The sequence below is a fragment of the Pseudomonas sp. FH1 genome (assembly GCF_000510895.2).
In the GTDB taxonomy this organism is placed as follows: Bacteria; Pseudomonadota; Gammaproteobacteria; order Pseudomonadales; family Pseudomonadaceae; genus Aquipseudomonas; species Aquipseudomonas azotoformans_A.
On record NZ_AOHM01000129.1, the window covers coordinates 246,453 to 264,787 of the forward strand.

16 protein-coding genes are annotated in these 18,335 nt (G+C 62.0%); 8 read left to right on the forward strand and 8 right to left on the reverse strand.

All coding sequences use genetic code 11. From position 1 onward, the window contains the following. Positions 1–20 precede the first annotated feature (20 nt). The 6 genes from H096_RS28960 to H096_RS28985 form a co-directional block, all read right to left on the reverse strand. Positions 21–779: a helix-turn-helix domain-containing protein gene (locus H096_RS28960; protein WP_033902706.1), complete on the reverse strand. Its 759-nt coding sequence runs from the start codon at positions 777–779 to the stop codon at positions 21–23. 64 nt (positions 780–843) lie between these two features. Continuing rightward, positions 844–2,286: an amidase gene (locus H096_RS28965; protein WP_033902707.1), complete on the reverse strand. Its 1,443-nt coding sequence runs from the start codon at positions 2,284–2,286 to the stop codon at positions 844–846. Beyond that, on the reverse strand, positions 2,283–3,593 hold the full coding sequence (locus H096_RS28970; RefSeq protein ID WP_033902708.1) for a citrate-proton symporter: 1,311 nt from the start codon (positions 3,591–3,593) through the stop codon (positions 2,283–2,285). Before H096_RS28970 ends, H096_RS28965 begins: the two co-directional genes overlap by 4 nt. A 59-nt stretch (positions 3,594–3,652) precedes the next feature. After that, entirely contained in the window at positions 3,653–4,828 is a 1,176-nt protein-coding gene (locus tag H096_RS28975) for a M20 aminoacylase family protein (protein ID WP_033902709.1), read from the reverse strand. 108 nt (positions 4,829–4,936) lie between these two features. Next, a complete protein-coding gene (locus H096_RS28980; RefSeq protein WP_033902710.1) occupies positions 4,937–5,251 on the reverse strand; it encodes a hypothetical protein in 315 nt (104 codons plus the stop codon). Further along, positions 5,248–6,321, reverse strand: a complete 1,074-nt coding sequence (locus H096_RS28985; RefSeq protein ID WP_033902711.1) for a serine hydrolase — start codon at positions 6,319–6,321, stop codon at positions 5,248–5,250. The genes H096_RS28980 and H096_RS28985 overlap by 4 nt, the downstream gene beginning before the upstream one ends. 186 nt (positions 6,322–6,507) lie before the next feature. On the opposite strand from H096_RS28985, the gene olsB reads away from it, so the two are divergent. Both olsB and H096_RS28995 read left to right on the forward strand, forming a co-directional pair. Continuing rightward, positions 6,508–7,263, forward strand: a complete 756-nt coding sequence (gene olsB, locus H096_RS28990; RefSeq protein WP_003172415.1) for an L-ornithine N(alpha)-acyltransferase — start codon at positions 6,508–6,510, stop codon at positions 7,261–7,263. Further along, a complete protein-coding gene (locus H096_RS28995) occupies positions 7,263–8,057 on the forward strand; it encodes a lysophospholipid acyltransferase family protein (protein WP_033902712.1) in 795 nt (264 codons plus the stop codon). The genes olsB and H096_RS28995 overlap by 1 nt, the downstream gene beginning before the upstream one ends. Here H096_RS28995 and H096_RS29000 read toward each other — a convergent pair. Then, complete coding sequence (locus H096_RS29000; protein ID WP_033902713.1) at positions 8,054–8,626, reverse strand: ACP phosphodiesterase; 573 nt, start codon at positions 8,624–8,626, stop codon at positions 8,054–8,056. The genes H096_RS28995 and H096_RS29000 overlap by 4 nt on opposite strands. 154 nt (positions 8,627–8,780) lie before the next feature. Here H096_RS29000 and H096_RS29005 point away from each other — a divergent pair, with 154 nt between their 5' ends. The 3 genes from H096_RS29005 to H096_RS29015 are packed head-to-tail and all read left to right on the forward strand — an operon-like array spanning position 8,781 to position 11,372. After that, a complete protein-coding gene (locus tag H096_RS29005) occupies positions 8,781–9,107 on the forward strand; it encodes a helix-turn-helix transcriptional regulator (protein WP_016975101.1) in 327 nt (108 codons plus the stop codon). Positions 9,108–9,120: 13 nt separating this feature from the next. After that, positions 9,121–10,287 (forward strand): MFS transporter, encoded by a 1,167-nt coding sequence (locus tag H096_RS29010; RefSeq protein WP_033902714.1) that lies wholly within the window; start codon positions 9,121–9,123, stop codon positions 10,285–10,287. Positions 10,288–10,316: 29 nt separating this feature from the next. Continuing rightward, positions 10,317–11,372: an alkene reductase gene (locus H096_RS29015; RefSeq protein ID WP_033902715.1), complete on the forward strand. Its 1,056-nt coding sequence runs from the start codon at positions 10,317–10,319 to the stop codon at positions 11,370–11,372. Positions 11,373–11,606: 234 nt separating this feature from the next. Here the strand turns inward: H096_RS29015 and H096_RS29020 are convergent, their stop codons facing one another. Then, a complete protein-coding gene (locus H096_RS29020; RefSeq protein WP_033902716.1) occupies positions 11,607–12,239 on the reverse strand; it encodes a TetR family transcriptional regulator in 633 nt (210 codons plus the stop codon). Between the two features lie 286 nt (positions 12,240–12,525). Between H096_RS29020 and H096_RS29025 the strand changes: the two genes are divergently transcribed. The 3 genes from H096_RS29025 to adeC are packed head-to-tail and all read left to right on the forward strand — an operon-like array spanning position 12,526 to position 18,293. Further along, positions 12,526–13,674: an efflux RND transporter periplasmic adaptor subunit gene (locus tag H096_RS29025; RefSeq protein WP_033902717.1), complete on the forward strand. Its 1,149-nt coding sequence runs from the start codon at positions 12,526–12,528 to the stop codon at positions 13,672–13,674. Between the two features lie 3 nt (positions 13,675–13,677). Continuing rightward, on the forward strand, positions 13,678–16,839 hold the full coding sequence (locus H096_RS29030) for an efflux RND transporter permease subunit (RefSeq protein ID WP_033902718.1): 3,162 nt from the start codon (positions 13,678–13,680) through the stop codon (positions 16,837–16,839). Beyond that, complete coding sequence (gene adeC, locus H096_RS29035) at positions 16,836–18,293, forward strand: AdeC/AdeK/OprM family multidrug efflux complex outer membrane factor (RefSeq protein WP_033902719.1); 1,458 nt, start codon at positions 16,836–16,838, stop codon at positions 18,291–18,293. The genes H096_RS29030 and adeC overlap by 4 nt, the downstream gene beginning before the upstream one ends. Positions 18,294–18,335 lie beyond the last annotated feature (42 nt).

The window sequence follows — 18,335 nt, forward strand, 5'->3', positions numbered from 1 at the left end:
CCTTAACCGGATCGCGAGGGTTACGCCAATGCGCGCTGCACTTCGCGCACCGTCTCTTCCAGGCTGGCCAAGTGCAGGTTCAACACCCGCTCCACCGGCGCCTGATGCATCGGCCAATGCAACGCCATGCTGCCGACCAGGCGACCGTTGGCGCGCACCGGCAGGGCCACGGCGCGAATCAGAAACGGCAGGCGCACCGGATACTCCCAATACCCCTCGGTGCGCTGGCCGAAGCCCTGGTGCTGGGTTTGCTCGCAGGCCTGGTATTGCTCGTCCGCCGCCACCTGGTCGCGCCCCGCCAACCGTTGCACCTCTTCGGCCGGCAATTGGGTCAGGCAGGCCTTGCCCATCGCCGAATGAAACAGGCTGGCGTGCTGGCCGACGATCTGGCAATTGTTGGGGTATAGCTTGCGCAACACGCTGGGGATCGCGCTTTCCATGACTTCCAGGCGCTCGCCATCAAAACAGGATAAATCCACCACCAGCCCGGTGCGCTCGCTGAGTTCCAGCAGCCACGGCGCCGCGCTTTCTACTACCTGGCGTTTGAAGCGTTGCTGGGTGTCACCAAACAGGCGTTGGGCGCGTAGGCGGTAACGGCGATCACTCAGGCCACGATAGACCCAGCCCTGCTCCTGCAACGTCAGCAACATGCGCGACACCGTGGCCTTGGGCAGACGTGTGAGGTAGTGCAACTCCTCCAGCCCCAGAGCCTGGTGCTCGCCCAGCAACTCGACGATTGCCAGTGCGCGCTCGACCGAGCGTACGGTGCCTGTCTCCATGTTCGATCTCCCTGTTGCCGATGGATGATCATTGTTCACAGCAAGATACAGGCCCGGTCGCGGATCAATCCGTCGACGCCAAGCACGTCGGCGGCCGACGCTGAACCCATTGCGTCAGCTGTTCATGAGCATAGGCCAACTGCAGTACCGCGCGATCCGACTGGGCCGGGCCGATGATCTGCACGCCAATGGGCAGGCCCTGAGGGTTGAACCCTACCGGCACGTTCATGCTCGGTAGCCCGGCCAGGGTCGGGCCGATTACCACCTCCATCCAGCGGTGATAGGTGTCCATTTCGCGCCCGCCAACGAGGCGTGGCCAGGGCTGTTGTGCATCGAAAGGGAACACTTGGGCAGTCGGCAACAGCAGGAAATCGTAACGTTCGAATAGCTTGGCGAGCGCGCGATACCACTCGCTGCGATCCACCGACGCCTGGTACACCTGCTGGGCCGTCAAACCCAGGCCGCCCTCCACTTCCCATTGCGCTTCGGGCTTGAGCAGCACACGTTTCTGCGGATTGGCGTAGGCCGCGCCGAGGTTGCCGTGCACCAGCCAGTGGCGATGCACCAACCAGCTGCGCCACAGCCGCGCCATGGAAAAATCCGGCTGGCAGCTTTCCACCGTGCAGCCCAACGCAGTGAAATCGCCGAGGGCCGATTCGCACAGGCTCAACACGCCGTCGTCCATCGGCAGATAGCCGTTGTAATCCCCCAGCCAGCCCAAGCGTGCGCCCTTGAAATCGCGCTGCAAGGGCTGGCCGAACACCGCCGGATCCTCCTTGGACGACAACGGCACCCGTGGGTCGTAACCCGCCTGGATACTCAACAACTGAGCCACATCCGTGACGCTGCGGCCCATCGGGCCTTCGGTGCCCAATTGCTGCACGAACAGTTCCGGCGTCGGCCCATAAGGCACACGGCCTTGGGACGGACGCAAGCCAAACACGTTGTTGAACGCCGCCGGGTTGCGCAGCGAGCCCATCATGTCGCTGCCGTCGGCCACCGGCAGCATACGCAAGGCCAGGGCCACCGCCGCCCCGCCGCTGCTGCCGCCCGCTACAAGACTGGGGTCGTAGGCATTGCCGGTGGTGCCAAACAGCGTGTTGTAGGTCTGCGAACCCAGGCCGAACTCCGGCACGTTGGTCTTGCCGATGATGATCGCGCCACTGGCCCGCACGCGCGCCACGCTGATGGCGTCTTCGCTGGGCACGTGCTCGGCGAACAGCGGTGAACCCAAGGTGGTGCGCAAGCCTTGGGTCGCCGCGAGATCCTTGATCGCCTGGGGCATGCCGTGCATCCAGCCGCGTGACTGGCCGTGATCCAGCTCGTGATCACGTTCCCGCGCCTCGGCCAACACGTCATCGGCATCGCGCAGCGACACCAGCGCATTCACCGTCGGATTGAAGCGCTGGATCTGCGCCAGGTACGCCTGCATCACCTCTTCGCACGACACCTGCCGCGCATGGATCGCCCGCGACAGTTCAGTGGCATCCCAATCAACAATACTCAAGGCTTCACCTCTTTGGAAAACGGCTGCGCTTGCTTGGCCCGCGGCGCCTCATGCATGCAGTAAGTGCCCAGCAGCGTCAGCACGCAAGCGAACAATACATAGAAGGAGGGCGCGACGGGCGTGCCCAGCACTTTGGTCAGCCAAGTGACAATCAACGGCGCGAAACCGCCGAACACCATGACCGCCACGTTATAGGCGACCGATACACCGGTCGAGCGAACCTCGATGGGAAACTGCTCAGCCAATGCCGTCGGTGCCGGCCCGAAAAAGCCGCCGATGGCGGTGCACAGCATCACCTGCATCACCAGCAGACGCTCGATGGACGGTGCCGCAGCGACCCACACATACAGCGGATAGACCATCACAAAAAACGCCAAGGTGAACGCCATCAACACCGGCCGCCGCCCCAGGCGATCCGAGAGCAGCCCTGACAGTGGAATCACTACGGTCATCAGTGCCACCGCAAACATCTGCACCATCAGCACTTGATCCAGCGGCAGACCGAGGCTTTTGTGGGCAAAGGTCGGCATGTTCACCAGCACCACATAGAACGACACCGTCGCGCCACAGGCCAGGCCCATGGACACGAGGATGCTGCGCCGATGCTCGCGCACCACCTGCATCAGGCTCGGCGCCGGGCCGGTTGCCTGTTTGCGTGCCTCGATGAATTCCTCTGGGTCTTCCATGTGCCGACGAATCCACAGGCCCACCGGACCAATCAGCAAACCGAACACAAACGGCAAGCGCCAGCCCCACAGGTCGAGGGTTTGCGGCGAAAAGAAATGCGTGACCGCCGCCACCATCGCCGCGCCACCGAACACGGCCAGGCATTGCCCCACCAATTGCCAGGAGCCATATAAGCCCTTGCGATGGGCCGGCGCGCTTTCCACCAGGAACGCCGTGGCACTCGCGTATTCACCGCCGGTGGCAAACCCTTGAAGCATGCGCGCCACCACGATCAACAACGGCGCGCCCATGCCGATGGCGGCGTAGTTGGGCGCGAAGGCAATCAGCGCGATGGACACGGTCATCAGCCGGATAATCAACTGCATCGCGGCCTTGCGGCCTTTGCGGTCGGAATAGATCCCCAACAGGATGCCGCCCACCGGGCGCATGAAAAAGCCCACGCCGAAGGTAGCCAGGGCCATCAGCAGCGAGGCGTACTCATCATCCGAAGGAAAAAACTGCCGGGCGATGATGCTCGCCAGAAAGCCATAAACGATGAAGTCATACCATTCCAGCGCATTGCCGATCACGGCCGCCACCACTTGGCGGGTGCGGGACACACCTGGTTTTGCAGTCTGCATGAGGAACACTCCATTCAACCGATCGAGGGAAAGGGTCCAGCGGCAGAAAAAGAAGGTCGTCAGGCAGGCTTGAGCCAGCTCTCGGCCAGCGCGCCCCAATAGGCGGCGCCAGTCAGCAGGATGTTGTCGTTGAAGTCATAGGCGGGGTTATGCACCATCGGCCGCGACACGCCATTGCCGATGAACAGGTAGCTGCCGGGGCAGCGTTGCAGCATCCAGGCAAAGTCTTCGCTGCCCATCAGCGTGCGGGTGTTGCCGTCCACCGCATCGGCGCCGAGCAAGGCGACGCCGACCTGGCGGGCGAATTCGGTTTCTTCGGCGTGATTGACCAACACCGGATAGGCCGGGCGGTGTTCGATCTGTACCGTGCAGCCAAAGCTGGCGGCCTGGGTCTGGATGATGGCGAACACGCGCGCCAGCATCTGCTCACGCACCTTGGGATTGAGAGCGCGCAGGCTCAAACGCAACAACGCCTCTTGGGGAATCACATTGGCTGCCTGGCCCGCTTGCAGCGCGCCAACCGTTACCACGGCGGCTTCCTGGGTGTCGATAGTGCGCGACACCACCGTCTGCAACGCCATGACCATGCTCGCCGCCGCGACCAACGGGTCCACCGTCAAATGTGGCATGGAGCCATGGCCGCCAACACCTTCGAGGGTCACGGTGAGCAAGTCCTGCGAGGCCATCATCGGCCCGACGCGCAAGCCCAGATGTCCCGCCGGCAGCCCCGGCATGTTGTGCATGCCAAACAAGCCATCGCAGGGAAAACGCTCCAGCAAACCGTCGGCCAGCATGGCTTCGGCGCCGCCCTGGCCTTCTTCGGCGGGCTGGAAAATCACGTTCAGGGTGCCGTCGAACTGCCGAGTCGCCGCCAGGTAGCGCGCGGCGCCGAGCAGCATGGTGGTGTGGCCGTCATGCCCGCAGGCGTGCATGCAACCGGCGTGTTGGCTGGTGTAGGACGCGCCGGTGTTTTCGATGATGGGTAACGCATCCATGTCGGCACGAATGCCCAGGGTGCGGGGGCTGCTGCCATTGCGCAGCACGCCCACCACGCCGGTCTTGCCGATGCCGGTGTGCACCTCATAGCCCCAGCCTTTCAAGGATTTGGCGACGAGCGCGCTGGTGCGATTCTCTTCAAAGCCAAGTTCAGGATGGGCGTGGATGTCCTGGCGCACGGCGTGCAAATCGCCGGCAACGTCGCTGAGCCAATCCAGGATGTGCTGGTGTGGGCGCATGGTGATTCTCCTCACAGGCGGGTGTTCCCGTTCTTGTTTGCTGCACATCGCCAGCTAACCGCGATGTGGGCAAGAGGACAATCAAAGGTGGTTCCACCCTGTGGAACCTCAGGGTAATAGGCGACACCCCTGTCGGTCGCCCAACCACCTCGCCGTGTGAGTGCGCCCCAAACCGCTGGCCGTCACCTCACTGCGCTCCGGATTATCCCCGAACGCACTCGTCGGCACGTACTGCTTCACGTACCCCCGGCAATACTCCGCCGGGTTGTTCGCCACATAGCGGCACGAGCAGTACTCCTTGGCGGTGTAGGCCGCGATGATGTCGGGGAAGGCTTGCAGGTTGACGCGCTCGTGCCAGATCCAACCCAATAAGGCGAACAACAGCAGCAGAACCACACTGGTAAACGGCCGACGGCGGATCATGGTTGCACCGCCGCGAGCACGCGTTTGAGCAATTCGTTATGGCGGTAGCTGCCGTCGCGGTCGTCGCCGTAGCGCACGATGACCAAGTGTTCGTCAGGCATCACGTACAGCGCCTGACCCCAGTGACCGAGGGCGGCGAAGGTGTCGGCGGGGGCGTCGGGCCAGGGCCTTGGAGCACCTTTATTGAGCCACCAATGACCACCGGGGACGGCTTCGTCCTGACCGGCTTTGTACTTGTCGAAGGGCTGTCGATTAAAGGCGACCCAGTCTTTCGGCAGGAGTTGTTGATCGCCCCAACGACCCTCCCGCGCCATCAGCAGGCCAACACGCGCCAGGTCGCGAGCGGTGAGGTAGACGTAAGAGGACGCGACGAAGGTTTCATCGGCGTCGGTTTCCCAGGTTGCATTACGAATGCCCAAGGGCTTGAACAGCGCATCCCACGGGTAACTCATATAAGCCTTGTGCCCGAGCATGCCTTTAAGGGTGGCGGAAAGGATATTGGTGTCGCCGCTGGAATAACGGAACACCTGGCCCGGTGCAGTGGCGGCCTCGGTGTCGGCAGCAAAGTCGGCCATGTCGCTGCGGCCACGGGTGTAGAGCATCGCCACCACCGAGGATTTCAGCGGCGCGTATTCGTAGTCTTCCTGCCAGTCGAGGCCCGAGGCCCAGTGCAGCAGGTCGGCCATGGTCACGGCCGAATGCTGTTTCATCGGCGGGTAAAAACGCGCGGCGGGGTCGGTCAGTTTGAAGCGATTTTCGCCGTAGGCCACGCCCAACACGGTCGCCATCAGGCTTTTGCTGACGGACCAGGTGAGGTGCGGGGTGCTGGCGGTGGTGGGCGCGGCGTAGCGTTCGTAGATCACTTCACCGTCACGAATCACTAACAACGCATCGGTGCGGATGCCTTGGCGGGAGGTGTCGTCCCGCGCCGGGAAAGCGTAGGCCTCCAGGGCATCAACAGCGGGACCCGAGAGCGGTGTGCCCTTGGCCCAGTCTTTATCGGGCCAGGTTTCAGCGTGAGCGGCAACGGTGACGAACAGCAGGGCAACACACAACAGGCCTCTGACCATGGACGCAAACTCAAGGGGGCATTCAAGCCCGCGAGCCTAGCCGAGGCTGATGACAGATTTGCGACACAGAGGGCTGTCATCCAAGCGTCACCATAACTTCATGGAGATGACACCGGGCCTCCATAGCCTGAGTTTGGACAACAAAGTCGACCGGCCGAAATCGTGGCCGGCACTCGGAGACTCGCCATGACTCAGATCGCCCGCATCAGCGACACCGGCAATGAACGCCGTCTGCAAGCCGAACGCCTGGTTGGCGCGCAGGCGTTGCAGGAAGCCCAGGCCCTGCGGTTCAACGTGTTCAGCGGCGAGTTCAACGCCAAGCTGAAAGGCGCGGAACTGGGCCTGGACATGGATGACTATGATGTTCACTGCAGCCACATCGGCGTGCGGGACTTGAACAGCGGTCGACTCGTCGCCACTACCCGCCTGCTGGACCACCAGGCCGCCAGCACCCTGGGTCGGTTCTATAGTGAAGAAGAATTCAGCCTGCATGGCTTGCTCCACCTGCAGGGCCCGATCCTGGAAATCGGCCGCACCTGCGTCGACCCGGCCTATCGCAACGGCGGCACCATCGCCGTGTTGTGGGGCGAGTTGGCCGAGGTGCTCAACCAGGGCGGCTACAGCTACCTGATGGGTTGCGCGAGCATCCCGATGCACGACGGCGGCATCCAGGCCCACGCGATCATGCAGCGCCTGCGCGAACGCTACCTGTGCAACGAACACCTGCGTGCCGAACCGAAAAAACCACTGCCGGCGCTGGACCTGCCGTCCAACGTGATCGCAGAGATGCCGCCGTTGCTCAAGGCGTACATGCGCCTGGGTGCGAAGATCTGCGGCGAGCCGTGCTGGGATGAAGACTTCCAGGTGGCCGACGTGTTCATCCTGCTCAAGCGCGATGAGTTGTGCCCGCGTTACGCGCGCCACTTCAAGGCTGCAATGTGATGAGCCGCCTGCGGGTTTACGGGCGCATTGCCCGCGTGCTGGTGGTGGTGGCGCTGGGCTTGAGCATGGCCAGTGTGTTTGGGCTGTTCGAGCGTTTGGGCATCGCAAACTCGATGGTGCGGCGCCAGCGTTGGTCGCGGTTTTTCATGGCGCGGCTGACCAACGCCCTGCCCTTTCGCGTGACGGTGCACGGCGAGTTGCCAACGCAGCCGATGCTGTGGGTGAGCAATCACGTGTCCTGGACCGATATTCCGCTGCTCGGCGCCGTGGCGCCGATGTCATTCCTGTCCAAGGCCGAAGTGCGCACCTGGCCGGTAGCGGGCTGGTTGGCGGCCAAGGCTGGCAGCTTGTTTATCCGCCGGGGTTCGGGCGACAGCCAATTGATCCGCAAGCAGATGACGCGCCACTTGGAGCAACAGCACCCGCTGTTGATGTTCCCGGAAGGCACCACCACCGACGGACGCAGCCTGCGCACCTTTCACGGGCGTTTGCTGGCCAGCGCGATCGATGCCGATGTATCCCTGCAACCGGTGGCGATCCGTTACCTGCGTGACGGCCAAGTCGACCCGCTGGCGCCTTTTATTGGCGATGATGATTTGCTCTCGCACCTGATGCGCTTGTTTGCGAACGACCAGGGCGATGTGGAAATCCATGTGCTCAAGCCGATTGCCTGTGCCGGGCAGGAACGTGCGGCACTGGCGTATCAGGCGCAGCAGGCGGTGCAGAAGGCGTTGTTTGGTGAAGTGGTGCAGCCGGCCGAGCCGCGTCGCGCTGGAGAGTTGGTCGCCGCTTAACGATGTTCGGCGGCGAATGCCTGCAATTGGGGGTAGAACCGCCGGAAATCTTCACTCAAAGGCTCGTACAACGTCCGCAACTCCTGCATGGCATGGCCCAGTTCCTCGGGCTGTGTCAGGCGCCGGGAGATCCCGCGCAATACCTGCTCCATCACCGCAAACTCGCGGTACGAGCCCAACCAATCATCCGCCGCCATGTACGGCGCAATCTGCGCCAGCCGCCCCGGCAATTGCGGCTCGGCCGCCAGCACGCGGTACACCTGCGACGTGAAACGCTCCAGGGGCTGGTCGGCATACAAGGTCCAGTCCCGCGCCAGGCAGTGGTCGAAAAACACATCGAGAACGATCCCGGCATAGCGCCTGCGGGTCAGGCTGAAGCGTGACAACGCCTCCCCCACCAGCGGGTGGCTGTCGGTAAAGCGGTCGATGGAACGATGCAGCTGGATCGCCGATTCGATTTGCGGGCTGAACTGGCCCTGCAGGCGGCCTTTGACGAAGTCGCCATAGAGGCTGCCCAGCAGTTGCGCAGGAAGTTGGCCGCCCAGGTGCAGATGTGCGAGATAATTCATGGCGTGCAGTCTACCACTGCCCTCAACGTATCGTTATAACCCGATATACCGAATGAGCCTAGGCTCAGACCAAAATCATATTTGTCTATCGGGATAGACCGATATAAAGTTCGCCTCATCGCGATATAACGCTGCAAGACACCGAGCACCTGCCATGTCCATCGACCTCGACGAAATAATAAAAGCCCTGGCACACCCAGTACGACGAGACATCCTCACCTGGCTGAAAGACCCGAAAGTGCAATTCCCCGAACAACTGCACAACCACGAATACGGCATCTGCGCCGGGCAGATCGACCAGCGCTGCGGCTTGTCCCAGTCGACCGTGTCGGCCCACCTGGCCACCCTGCAACGCGCCGGGTTGATCAGCAGCCAGAAAGCCGGCCAGTGGCACTTTTTCAAACGCAACGAGGACACCATCCAGGCCTTCCTCGCCGCGCTCACCACCGAACTCAGCGCGCACGACAGCGCCGCGTTGTAACAAGGAAACGCTAATGCCCCTCTCGCTACTCATACTGGCCCTCAGCGCCTTCGCCATCGGCACCACCGAGTTCGTCATCATGGGCTTGCTGCCCGATGTGGCGGCGGACCTGGGTGTGTCGATTCCTGGCGCCGGCTGGCTGGTAACCGGCTACGCCCTGGGCGTGGCCATCGGTGCGCCGTTCATGGCACTGGCCACCGCCAAGCTGCCACGCAAGGCGGCACTGGTAGCGTTGATGGGCATCTTCATTATCGGCAACCTGCTCTGCGCCCTGGCCAGTGACTACAACGTGCTGATGTTTGCCCGTGTCGTCACCGCGCTGTGCCACGGTGCATTCTTTGGGATTGGTTCAGTCGTGGCCGCCAACCTGGTGCCGGCCAACAAGCGGGCTTCGGCCGTGGCCTTGATGTTCACCGGCCTGACTCTGGCCAACGTGTTGGGCGTGCCGTTGGGCACGGCTCTCGGCCAGGAAGCCGGCTGGCGTTCGACCTTTTGGGCGGTGACGGTGATTGGGGTGGTGGCGTTGATCGGCCTGATCCGCTTCCTGCCGGCCAAGCGCGATGAAGAGAACCTCGACATGCGCGCTGAACTGGCCGCCCTCAAGGGCGCCGGCATCTGGCTGTCGTTGAGCATGACCGCGCTGTTTGCCGCGTCCATGTTCACCCTCTTCACCTACGTCGCGCCGCTGCTGGGCGATGTCACTGGCGTGTCGCCCAAAGGCGTGACCTGGACCCTGCTGTTGATCGGCCTGGGCCTCACCGTCGGCAACATTATCGGCGGCAAGCTGGCCGACAAGCGCCTGGCGGCCACCCTGATCGGCGTGTTCATCAGCATGGCGGTGGTCTCCACCGCACTGACCTGGACCAGCGTCGCCGTGATCCCGACCGAAATCACCCTGTTCCTGTGGGCCACCGCATCGTTCGCCGCCGTGCCTGCGTTGCAGATCAACGTGGTGACCTTCGGCAAGGCCGCGCCGAACCTGGTGTCCACCCTGAACATCGGTGCTTTCAACATCGGCAACGCCCTCGGCGCCTGGGTCGGAGGCAGTGTGATTGCCCACGGTTTCGGCCTGACCAGCGTGCCCTTGGCCGCAGCGGCCCTGGCGATCCTCGCGCTGTTGGTGACCCTGATTACTTTCCGTCAGACCGGCGATGCCGACCTGGCCCCTGCGACTAACTGATCCCCTTCAAAGACAAAGGTGCTTTCCCCATGACGACTATTTTCGATCCAATCAAACTGGGCGACCTGGAACTGTCGAACCGCATCATCATGGCGCCGCTGACCCGCTGCCGTGCCGACGCCGGTCGCGTGCCCAACGCGCTGATGGCCGAGTACTACGTACAACGCGCCTCCGCCGGGCTGATCCTCAGCGAAGCCACGTCCGTGACGCCGCTGGGCGTGGGCTACCCGGACACGCCGGGTATCTGGTCCAACGACCAGGTGCGCGGCTGGGCCAATGTCACCAAGGCCATCCATGGCGCAGGCGGCAAGATCTTCCTGCAACTGTGGCACGTGGGGCGTATTTCCCATGAGTCGTACCTCAACGGCGAAAGCCCGGTGGCCCCGAGCGCCATCCAGCCTAAAGGCCACGTGAGCCTGGTGCGCCCACTGGCCGACTACCCGACGCCACGCGCCTTGGAAACCGCTGAAATCGCCGATATCGTCGACGCCTACCGCACCGGTGCCGAGAACGCCAAGGCCGCCGGTTTCGACGGCGTGGAAATCCACGGCGCCAACGGTTACCTGCTTGACCAGTTCCTGCAGAGCAGCACCAATAAACGCACTGACCAGTACGGCGGCTCCCTGGAGAACCGTGCACGCCTGCTGCTGGAAGTGACTGACGCAGCCATCGAAGTCTGGGGCGCTGGCCGTGTGGGTGTGCACCTGGCACCACGCGCCGACTCTCACGACATGGGCGACGACAACCTGGCGGAAACCTTCACCTACGTCGCCAGCGAACTGGGCAAGCGTGGTATCGCCTTCATCTGCTCCCGTGAGAAAGAAGCCGGCGACAGCCTCGGCCCACAGCTCAAGAAAGCCTTCGGCGGCGTGTACATCGCCAACGAACGCTTCACCAAGGACAGCGCCAACGCCTGGGTGGCCGAAGGCAAAGCCGATGCCGTGGCCTGGGGTGTGCCGTTCATTGCCAACCCTGACCTGCCGGCTCGCTTGAAAGCCGACGCACCGTTGAACGAAGCACGCCCAGATACTTTCTACAGCAAGGGCCCGGTGGGTTACATCGACTACCCAACGCTGGCGATCTGACGTAATAAGCTGAAACGAAAAAGCCCCGGTTCGCAGGAACCGGGGCTTTTTCGTGGAGGCAGGGAAACATTCCTTCACAGGCCTGCAACAAAATCGCTACAAAATACTTAGGCGGCTACCTATCAACTGCCCGCCAGCCCGTATATAAAGTCACCCCACCGATCAGGCGGAAGGACGATTGACTGTCCTTGGGCTTTACTGTTGACACAACCTGATGCAATTACGCATTTTGTCTTAATTGCGCAGGCTGGGGCTCCAGCGCAGCATGTCCAACCCGGCATCCACCCAGCGCTCGGCGTCCTGATGCAGTTGGAAGCTGTCGGGAACCAGCAGCCACTGGCCGATCAGCCCGTTGATGTAGGCGTGGATGCACACCGCGCCACGGGTGGTATCGAGGTTTTCCGGCAGTTGCCCGCGATGGACCGCGTTACGCAAGGTCAGGCCGATGCGCAGGTTGCATTCCAGGCTGTGGGTCTGACGCTGGCGACGCATGTCGCACATTTCATCGGTGAATTCGCACTTATGGAACAAGATCTCGTTGATGCGCCGGGTTTTCGGGTCCAGGGCCACTTGATGAAACAAATGAATCAACAGCTTGCGCATACAGCCCAGCGGGTCGAGTTCATCCTCGCTTTCACTCGCCCTGGCCAACTCGTCCAGCGGCTCATGCAGCGTGTCGAGCAGCGCCTGCAGCAAATCGGATTTATTACTGAAATGCCAATAGATGGCACCCCGCGTCACACCGGCCAGCGCGGCGATGTCCGCCAGCGTGGTCCGCGCGACGCCGCGCTCATAGAAGGCTTGCTCGGCGGCTTGAAGAATCTGGCTGCGCGTTTCCTGAGCTTCCTCTTTGGTGCGACGAACCATGGCAGTACAACCTCAATCAGGGCACTTGAGACTATCGTTAACGCAGAATTAACCGTCGGTAACGATCATCCGAATATTTGTGGGACGACACCGTCATGGGTGCCGAACGTAATGAAATCGAGGCTTTGGGCGTTGCTTTGTCAACATTCCGCGAAGCCTGTCAAGAGTTTACAAACAACCATGAACGTAAGTATATTGCGTAGCAAGCTACTTATCTACTCAGTGTTTGTTTTTTACCCTTCCACACTTCTTGTGCGCACCCTGCGCGCCTGACCCGAGGATCTTCATGCAACTTAAGCCAGCTGTTACCGCTCTGGTCACTGCCGTCGCCCTGGCATCGCTGCTCAGCGGATGTAAAAAGGAAGAAGCGGCTCCGCCCGCTCAAACCCCTCAGGTCGGCGTGGTCACCATTCAACCGCAAGCCTATACCCTGACGTCCGAGCTGCCAGGCCGCACCACCGCCTACCGCATCGCGGAAGTTCGCCCACAGGTCAACGGCATCATTCTCAAGCGCCTGTTCAAGGAAGGCGGCGACGTGAAGGAAGGGCAACAGCTCTACCAGATCGACCCGTCGGTGTATGACGCTACCCTGAAAAGCGCACAAGCCAGCCTGACCCAGACCAAGTCCATCTCCGACCGCTACAAGCAGTTGGTCGATGAACAAGCCGTCAGCCGCCAGGAATACGACACCGCCGTCGCCAACCGCATGACTGCGGAAGCAAACGTTCAAACGGCCCAGATCAACGTGCGCTACACCAAAGTATTCGCACCGATTTCCGGGCGTATCGGCCGTTCTTCGGTGACCGAAGGCGCGCTGGTCAGCAATGGCCAGACCGATGCCATGGCCGTGATCCAGCAACTGGACCCGATCTACGTCGACGTCACGCAGTCTTCGGCTGAAATGCTGAAACTGCGCCGCGACCTGGAAAGCGGCCAGCTGGAAAAAGCCGGCGCCAACGCCGCCAAGGTCAAGCTGACCCTGGAAGACGGTAGCGCCTATGGCCAGGACGGCAAACTGGAATTCTCCGAAGTGTCGGTTGACCAGACCACCGGTTCCGTGACCCTGCGCGCCGTGTTCCCCAACCCTGACCACACCCTGCTGCCGGGCATGTTCGTACACGCCCAGTTACAAGCTGGCGTGAACAGCAAAGCCATCCTGGCACCACAACAAGGCGTGACCCGCGATATCAAAGGTATCCCGACTGCCATGGTGGTGAACAAGGACAACAAGGTAGAACAGCGTCAACTGGTGGCCAACCGTACTGCCGGCGCCTACTGGCTGGTGGAAAAAGGCCTGAACGCCGGTGACCGTGTGATCACCGAAGGCCTGCAATTCATCAAGCCGGGCATCGAAGTCAAGGTCAAGGACGCCGACAACGCCAAGCCTGCCGGTTCTGCTCCAGCTCCTGCTGCCGCTGCTGGCCAGGGGGAGTAACCCATGTCGAAATTTTTTATCGACCGTCCCATTTTCGCCTGGGTAATTGCCCTGGTGATCATGCTGGTCGGGGCACTGTCGATCCTGAAGTTGCCCATTAACCAATACCCGGCCATTGCGCCTACCGCTATCGACATCCAGGTGACCTACCCAGGCGCGTCCGCACAAACCGTGCAGGACACCGTGGTGCAGGTCATCGAGCAACAGCTCAACGGTATCGACAACCTGCGTTATGTCGCCTCGGACAGTAACTCCGACGGCAGCATGACCATCACCGCGACGTTCAACCAGGGTACCAACCCGGATATCGCCCAGGTCCAGGTGCAGAACAAGCTGAACCTGGCGACCCCATTGCTGCCGCAAGAAGTGCAGCAACAGGGTATCCGCGTGACCAAGTCGGTGAAGAACTTCCTGATGGTGATCGGTCTGGTGTCGGAAGACGGCAGCATGACCAAGGACGACCTGTCCAACTACATCGTGTCCAACATCCAGGACCCGATCTCGCGTACCGCGGGTGTGGGTGACTTCCAGGTGTTCGGTTCGCAGTACGCCATGCGGATCTGGCTCGACCCGGCCAAGCTGAACAACTACCAGTTGACCCCGGTCGACGTCAGCACCGCCATCGCGGCCCAGAACGTCCAGGTGGCCACCGGCCAATTGGGCGGCCTGCCTGCCCTGCCCGGCACCCAGCTGAACGCGACCATCATCGGCAAGACCCGTCTGCAGACTGCCGAGCAGTTCGGCAAGATCCTGATGAAGGTGAACGCCGACGGCTCGCAGGTTCGCCTGCGTGACATCGCACGTATCGAACTGGGCGGCCAGAACTACAGCATCAGTGCGCAGTTCAACGGCAAGCCAGCTTCCGGTATGGCGATCAAGCTCGCATCGGGCGCCAACGCCCTGGACACCGCCAAGGCCATCCGCGCCACCGTGGCGTCGCTGGAACCGTTCTTCCCGCCTGGCATGAAGGCAGTGGTGCCGTATGACACCACGCCGGTGGTGACCGAATCGATCTCCGGTGTGGTGCACACCCTGGTCGAAGCGATCGTGCTGGTGTTCCTGGTGATGTTCCTGTTCCTGCAGAACTTCCGCGCCACCATCATCACCACCATGACGGTGCCGGTGGTATTGCTGGGTACCTTCGGGATCCTGGCCGCGTTCGGCTTCACCATCAACACCCTGACGATGTTCGGCATGATCCTGGCCATCGGCTTGCTGGTGGACGATGCCATCGTGGTGGTGGAAAACGTCGAGCGGGTAATGGCCGAGGAACACCTATCGCCTAAAGAAGCGACGGTGAAATCCATGGGCCAGATCCAGGGCGCCCTGGTGGGTATTGCCCTGGTACTGTCGGCGGTACTGTTGCCGATGGCGTTCTTCGGTGGTTCTACCGGTGTGATCTACAAACAGTTCTCCATCACCATCGTTTCGGCCATGGCGTTGTCGGTACTGGTTGCCCTGATCTTCACCCCGGCCTTGTGCGCCACCATGCTCAAGCCGATCGACCCTGAGAAACACGGCCAACCCAAGCGTGGTTTCTTCGGCTGGTTCAACCGCACCTTCGACCGTGGCGTACTGAGCTACGAGCGCGGCGTGGGCAACATGATCAAGCACAAGTTTCCGGCATTCTTCGTGTACCTGATCATCTTCGTCGGCATGATCTGGCTGTTCACCCGCATCCCGAGCGCGTTCCTGCCGGAAGAAGACCAGGGCGTGATCTTTGCCCAGGTGCAGACCCCGGTCGGTTCTTCGGCTGAGCGTACGCAAAAAGTCATCGACGACATGCGTGCCTTCCTGCTCAACGACAAGGAAGGCGAGCCGGGCGAAGGCAAGGCCGTGAAATCGGTGTTTACCGTCAACGGCTTCAACTTCGCCGGTCGTGGCCAGAGTTCGGGCCTGGCGTTCGTGATGCTCAAGCCATGGGATGAACGCGATTCGTCCATGTCGGTATTCGAAGTGGCCAAGCGTGCCCAGGGTTACTTCTTCGGCGCCTTCAAGGACGCCATGGTATTTGCCATCGTGCCGCCTTCGGTGCTGGAGTTGGGTAACGCCACCGGTTTCGACGTATTCCTGCAAGACCAGGGCGGTGTCGGCCACGAAAAACTGATGGAAGCGCGTAACCAGTTCCTCGGTGCCGCTGCACAAAGCAAGATCCTGGCGGGTGTGCGTCCTAACGGCGTGAACGATGAGCCGCAGTACGAACTCACCGTCGACGACGAGAAGGCCAGCGCCCAGGGCATCACCTTGTCGAGCATCAACCAGACCCTGGCGATTGCCCTGGGTGGCAGCTACGTCAACGACTTCATCGACCGTGGTCGGGTGAAGAAGGTGTACGTGCAAGGCGAAGCCGCTGGCCGGATGTCGCCGGAAGACCTGGACAAGTGGTACGTGCGCAGTGACTCCGGGAAGATGGTGCCGATGTCGGCCATTTCCTCGGGCAAGTGGATCTACGGTTCGCCGAAGCTCTCGCGGTACAACGGTGTAGCGGCGATGGAAATCCTCGGTACTCCGGCACCGGGCTACAGTACCGGTGATGCGATGGCCGAAGTCGAGCGTATCGCCAAGCAATTGCCGGCCGGCGTGGGCTATGCCTGGACGGGCCTGTCGTACGAAGAACGTCTGTCCGGCTCCCAGGCGCCTGCGCTGTACGCCCTGTCGCTGTTGGTGGTGTTCCTGTGCCTCGCGGCCCTGTACGAAAGCTGGTCGATCCCGATTGCGGTGGTACTCGTAGTGCCGCTGGGTGTAGTGGGTGCGTTGATCGCCACCAGCATGCGCGGGCTGTCCAACGACGTGTTCTTCCAGGTGGGCTTGTTGGTGACGGTGGGGCTGGCGGCGAAGAACGCCATCCTGATCGTGGAGTTCGCCAAAGAGCTTCACGAGCAGGGCAAAGGCATCGTCGAGGCGGCCATCGAGGCATCTCGCATGCGTCTGCGCCCGATCATCATGACCTCCATGGCGTTCATCCTCGGCGTACTGCCGCTGGCGATCTCCTCCGGCGCCGGCTCAGGTAGCCAGCACGCCATCGGTACCGGTGTAATTGGCGGTATGATCACGGCCACTGTGCTGGCGATCTTCTGGGTGCCTTTGTTCTTCGCAACCGTATCCGCCGTTGGCGAACGTAAAAAGACTGACACAACTGAAACCCCTAAAGAGGCTGGCCAATGAGCAAGTCGCTACTTTCCCTAGCGGTCACGGCATTCGTGCTCAGTGGCTGCTCGCTGATACCTGACTATCAGCGCCCCGAAGCGCCGGTGGCCGCACAGTTCCCGCAGGGGCCGGCGTATTCGTCGGCCCAGGCGCCGAGCCAGGCCGCTGCCGAGCAGGGCTGGAAGCAGTTTTTCCATGACCCTGCCCTGCAACAGCTGATCCAGACCGCGCTGGTGAACAACCGTGACCTGCGTGTCGCGGCGCTGAACATCGACGCCTATGCCGCGCAGTACCAGATCCAGCGCGCCGACCTGTTCCCGGCCGTATCGGCCACGGGCAGCGGCAGCCGTTCGCGTACTCCGGCCCGCCTGTCGCAGACTGGCGAATCGACCATCAGCAGCCAATACTCGGCCGGTCTCGGGATCAGTTCCTATGAGCTGGACCTGTTCGGTCGCGTACGCAGCCTGAGCGAAGAAGCCCTGCAAAAGTACTTCGCCACTGAAGAAGCACGGCGCAGTACCCAGATCAGCCTGGTGGCCAGTGTGGCCAATGCCTACCTGACCTGGCAGGCCGACAAGGAGCTGCTCAAGCTGACCAAGGACACCTTGGGTGCTTTCGAAGAAAGCTACCGATTGACCTCGCGTAGCAACGAAGTCGGCGTGGCCTCGGCCCTCGACCTGAGCCAGTCGCGCACCTCGGTGGAAAACGCCCGGGTCGCCCTGGCGCGTTATACCCGCCAGGTGGCCCAGGACGAAAACAGCCTGACCCTGCTGCTGGGCACCGGCCTGCCGGCGAATATCGCCAGCAAGCCGCTGTCGGATGACCTGCTCAGCGAAGTGCCGGCTGGCTTGCCGTCCGACCTGCTGCAACGTCGTCCCGATATCGTCCAGGCCGAGTACAACCTCAAGGCCGCCAACGCCAACATCGGCGCAGCCCGTGCTGCGTTCTTCCCGAGCATCACCCTGACCGCCAGCGCCGGCACCGCGAGCCCGAACCTGGGCGGCTTGTTCAAGGGTGGTTCGGGCACCTGGTCGTTCGCCCCGCAGATCAACATCCCGATCTTCAACGCTGGCAGTCTGCGCGCCAGCCTGGACTACTCGAAGATCCAGAAAGAGATCAACGTGGCGAACTACGAGAAGGCCATTCAGACCGGCTTCCAGGAAGTCTCCGACGGCCTCGCCGCGCGTGAGACCTACAAGCAGCAACTGGATGCCCAACGTGGCTTCGTCGCGGCCAACCAGGATTACTACCGCCTGGCCGAGCGTCGCTACCGCATTGGTGTCGACAGCAACCTGACGTTCCTCGATGCCCAGCGCCAACTGTTCAGTGCCCAGCAATCGCTGATCACCGACCGCCTGGCGCAGCTGACCAGCGAGGTCAACCTGTACAAGGCCCTCGGCGGCGGTTGGAACGAGCAGACCGCGAAGAACGAGCCGTTGAAAGAAGAAGCACCGGCGCTGAAGTTGTTCTGATAGCACCTGCATCAACAAAGCCCACCTCTTGGTGGGCTTTGT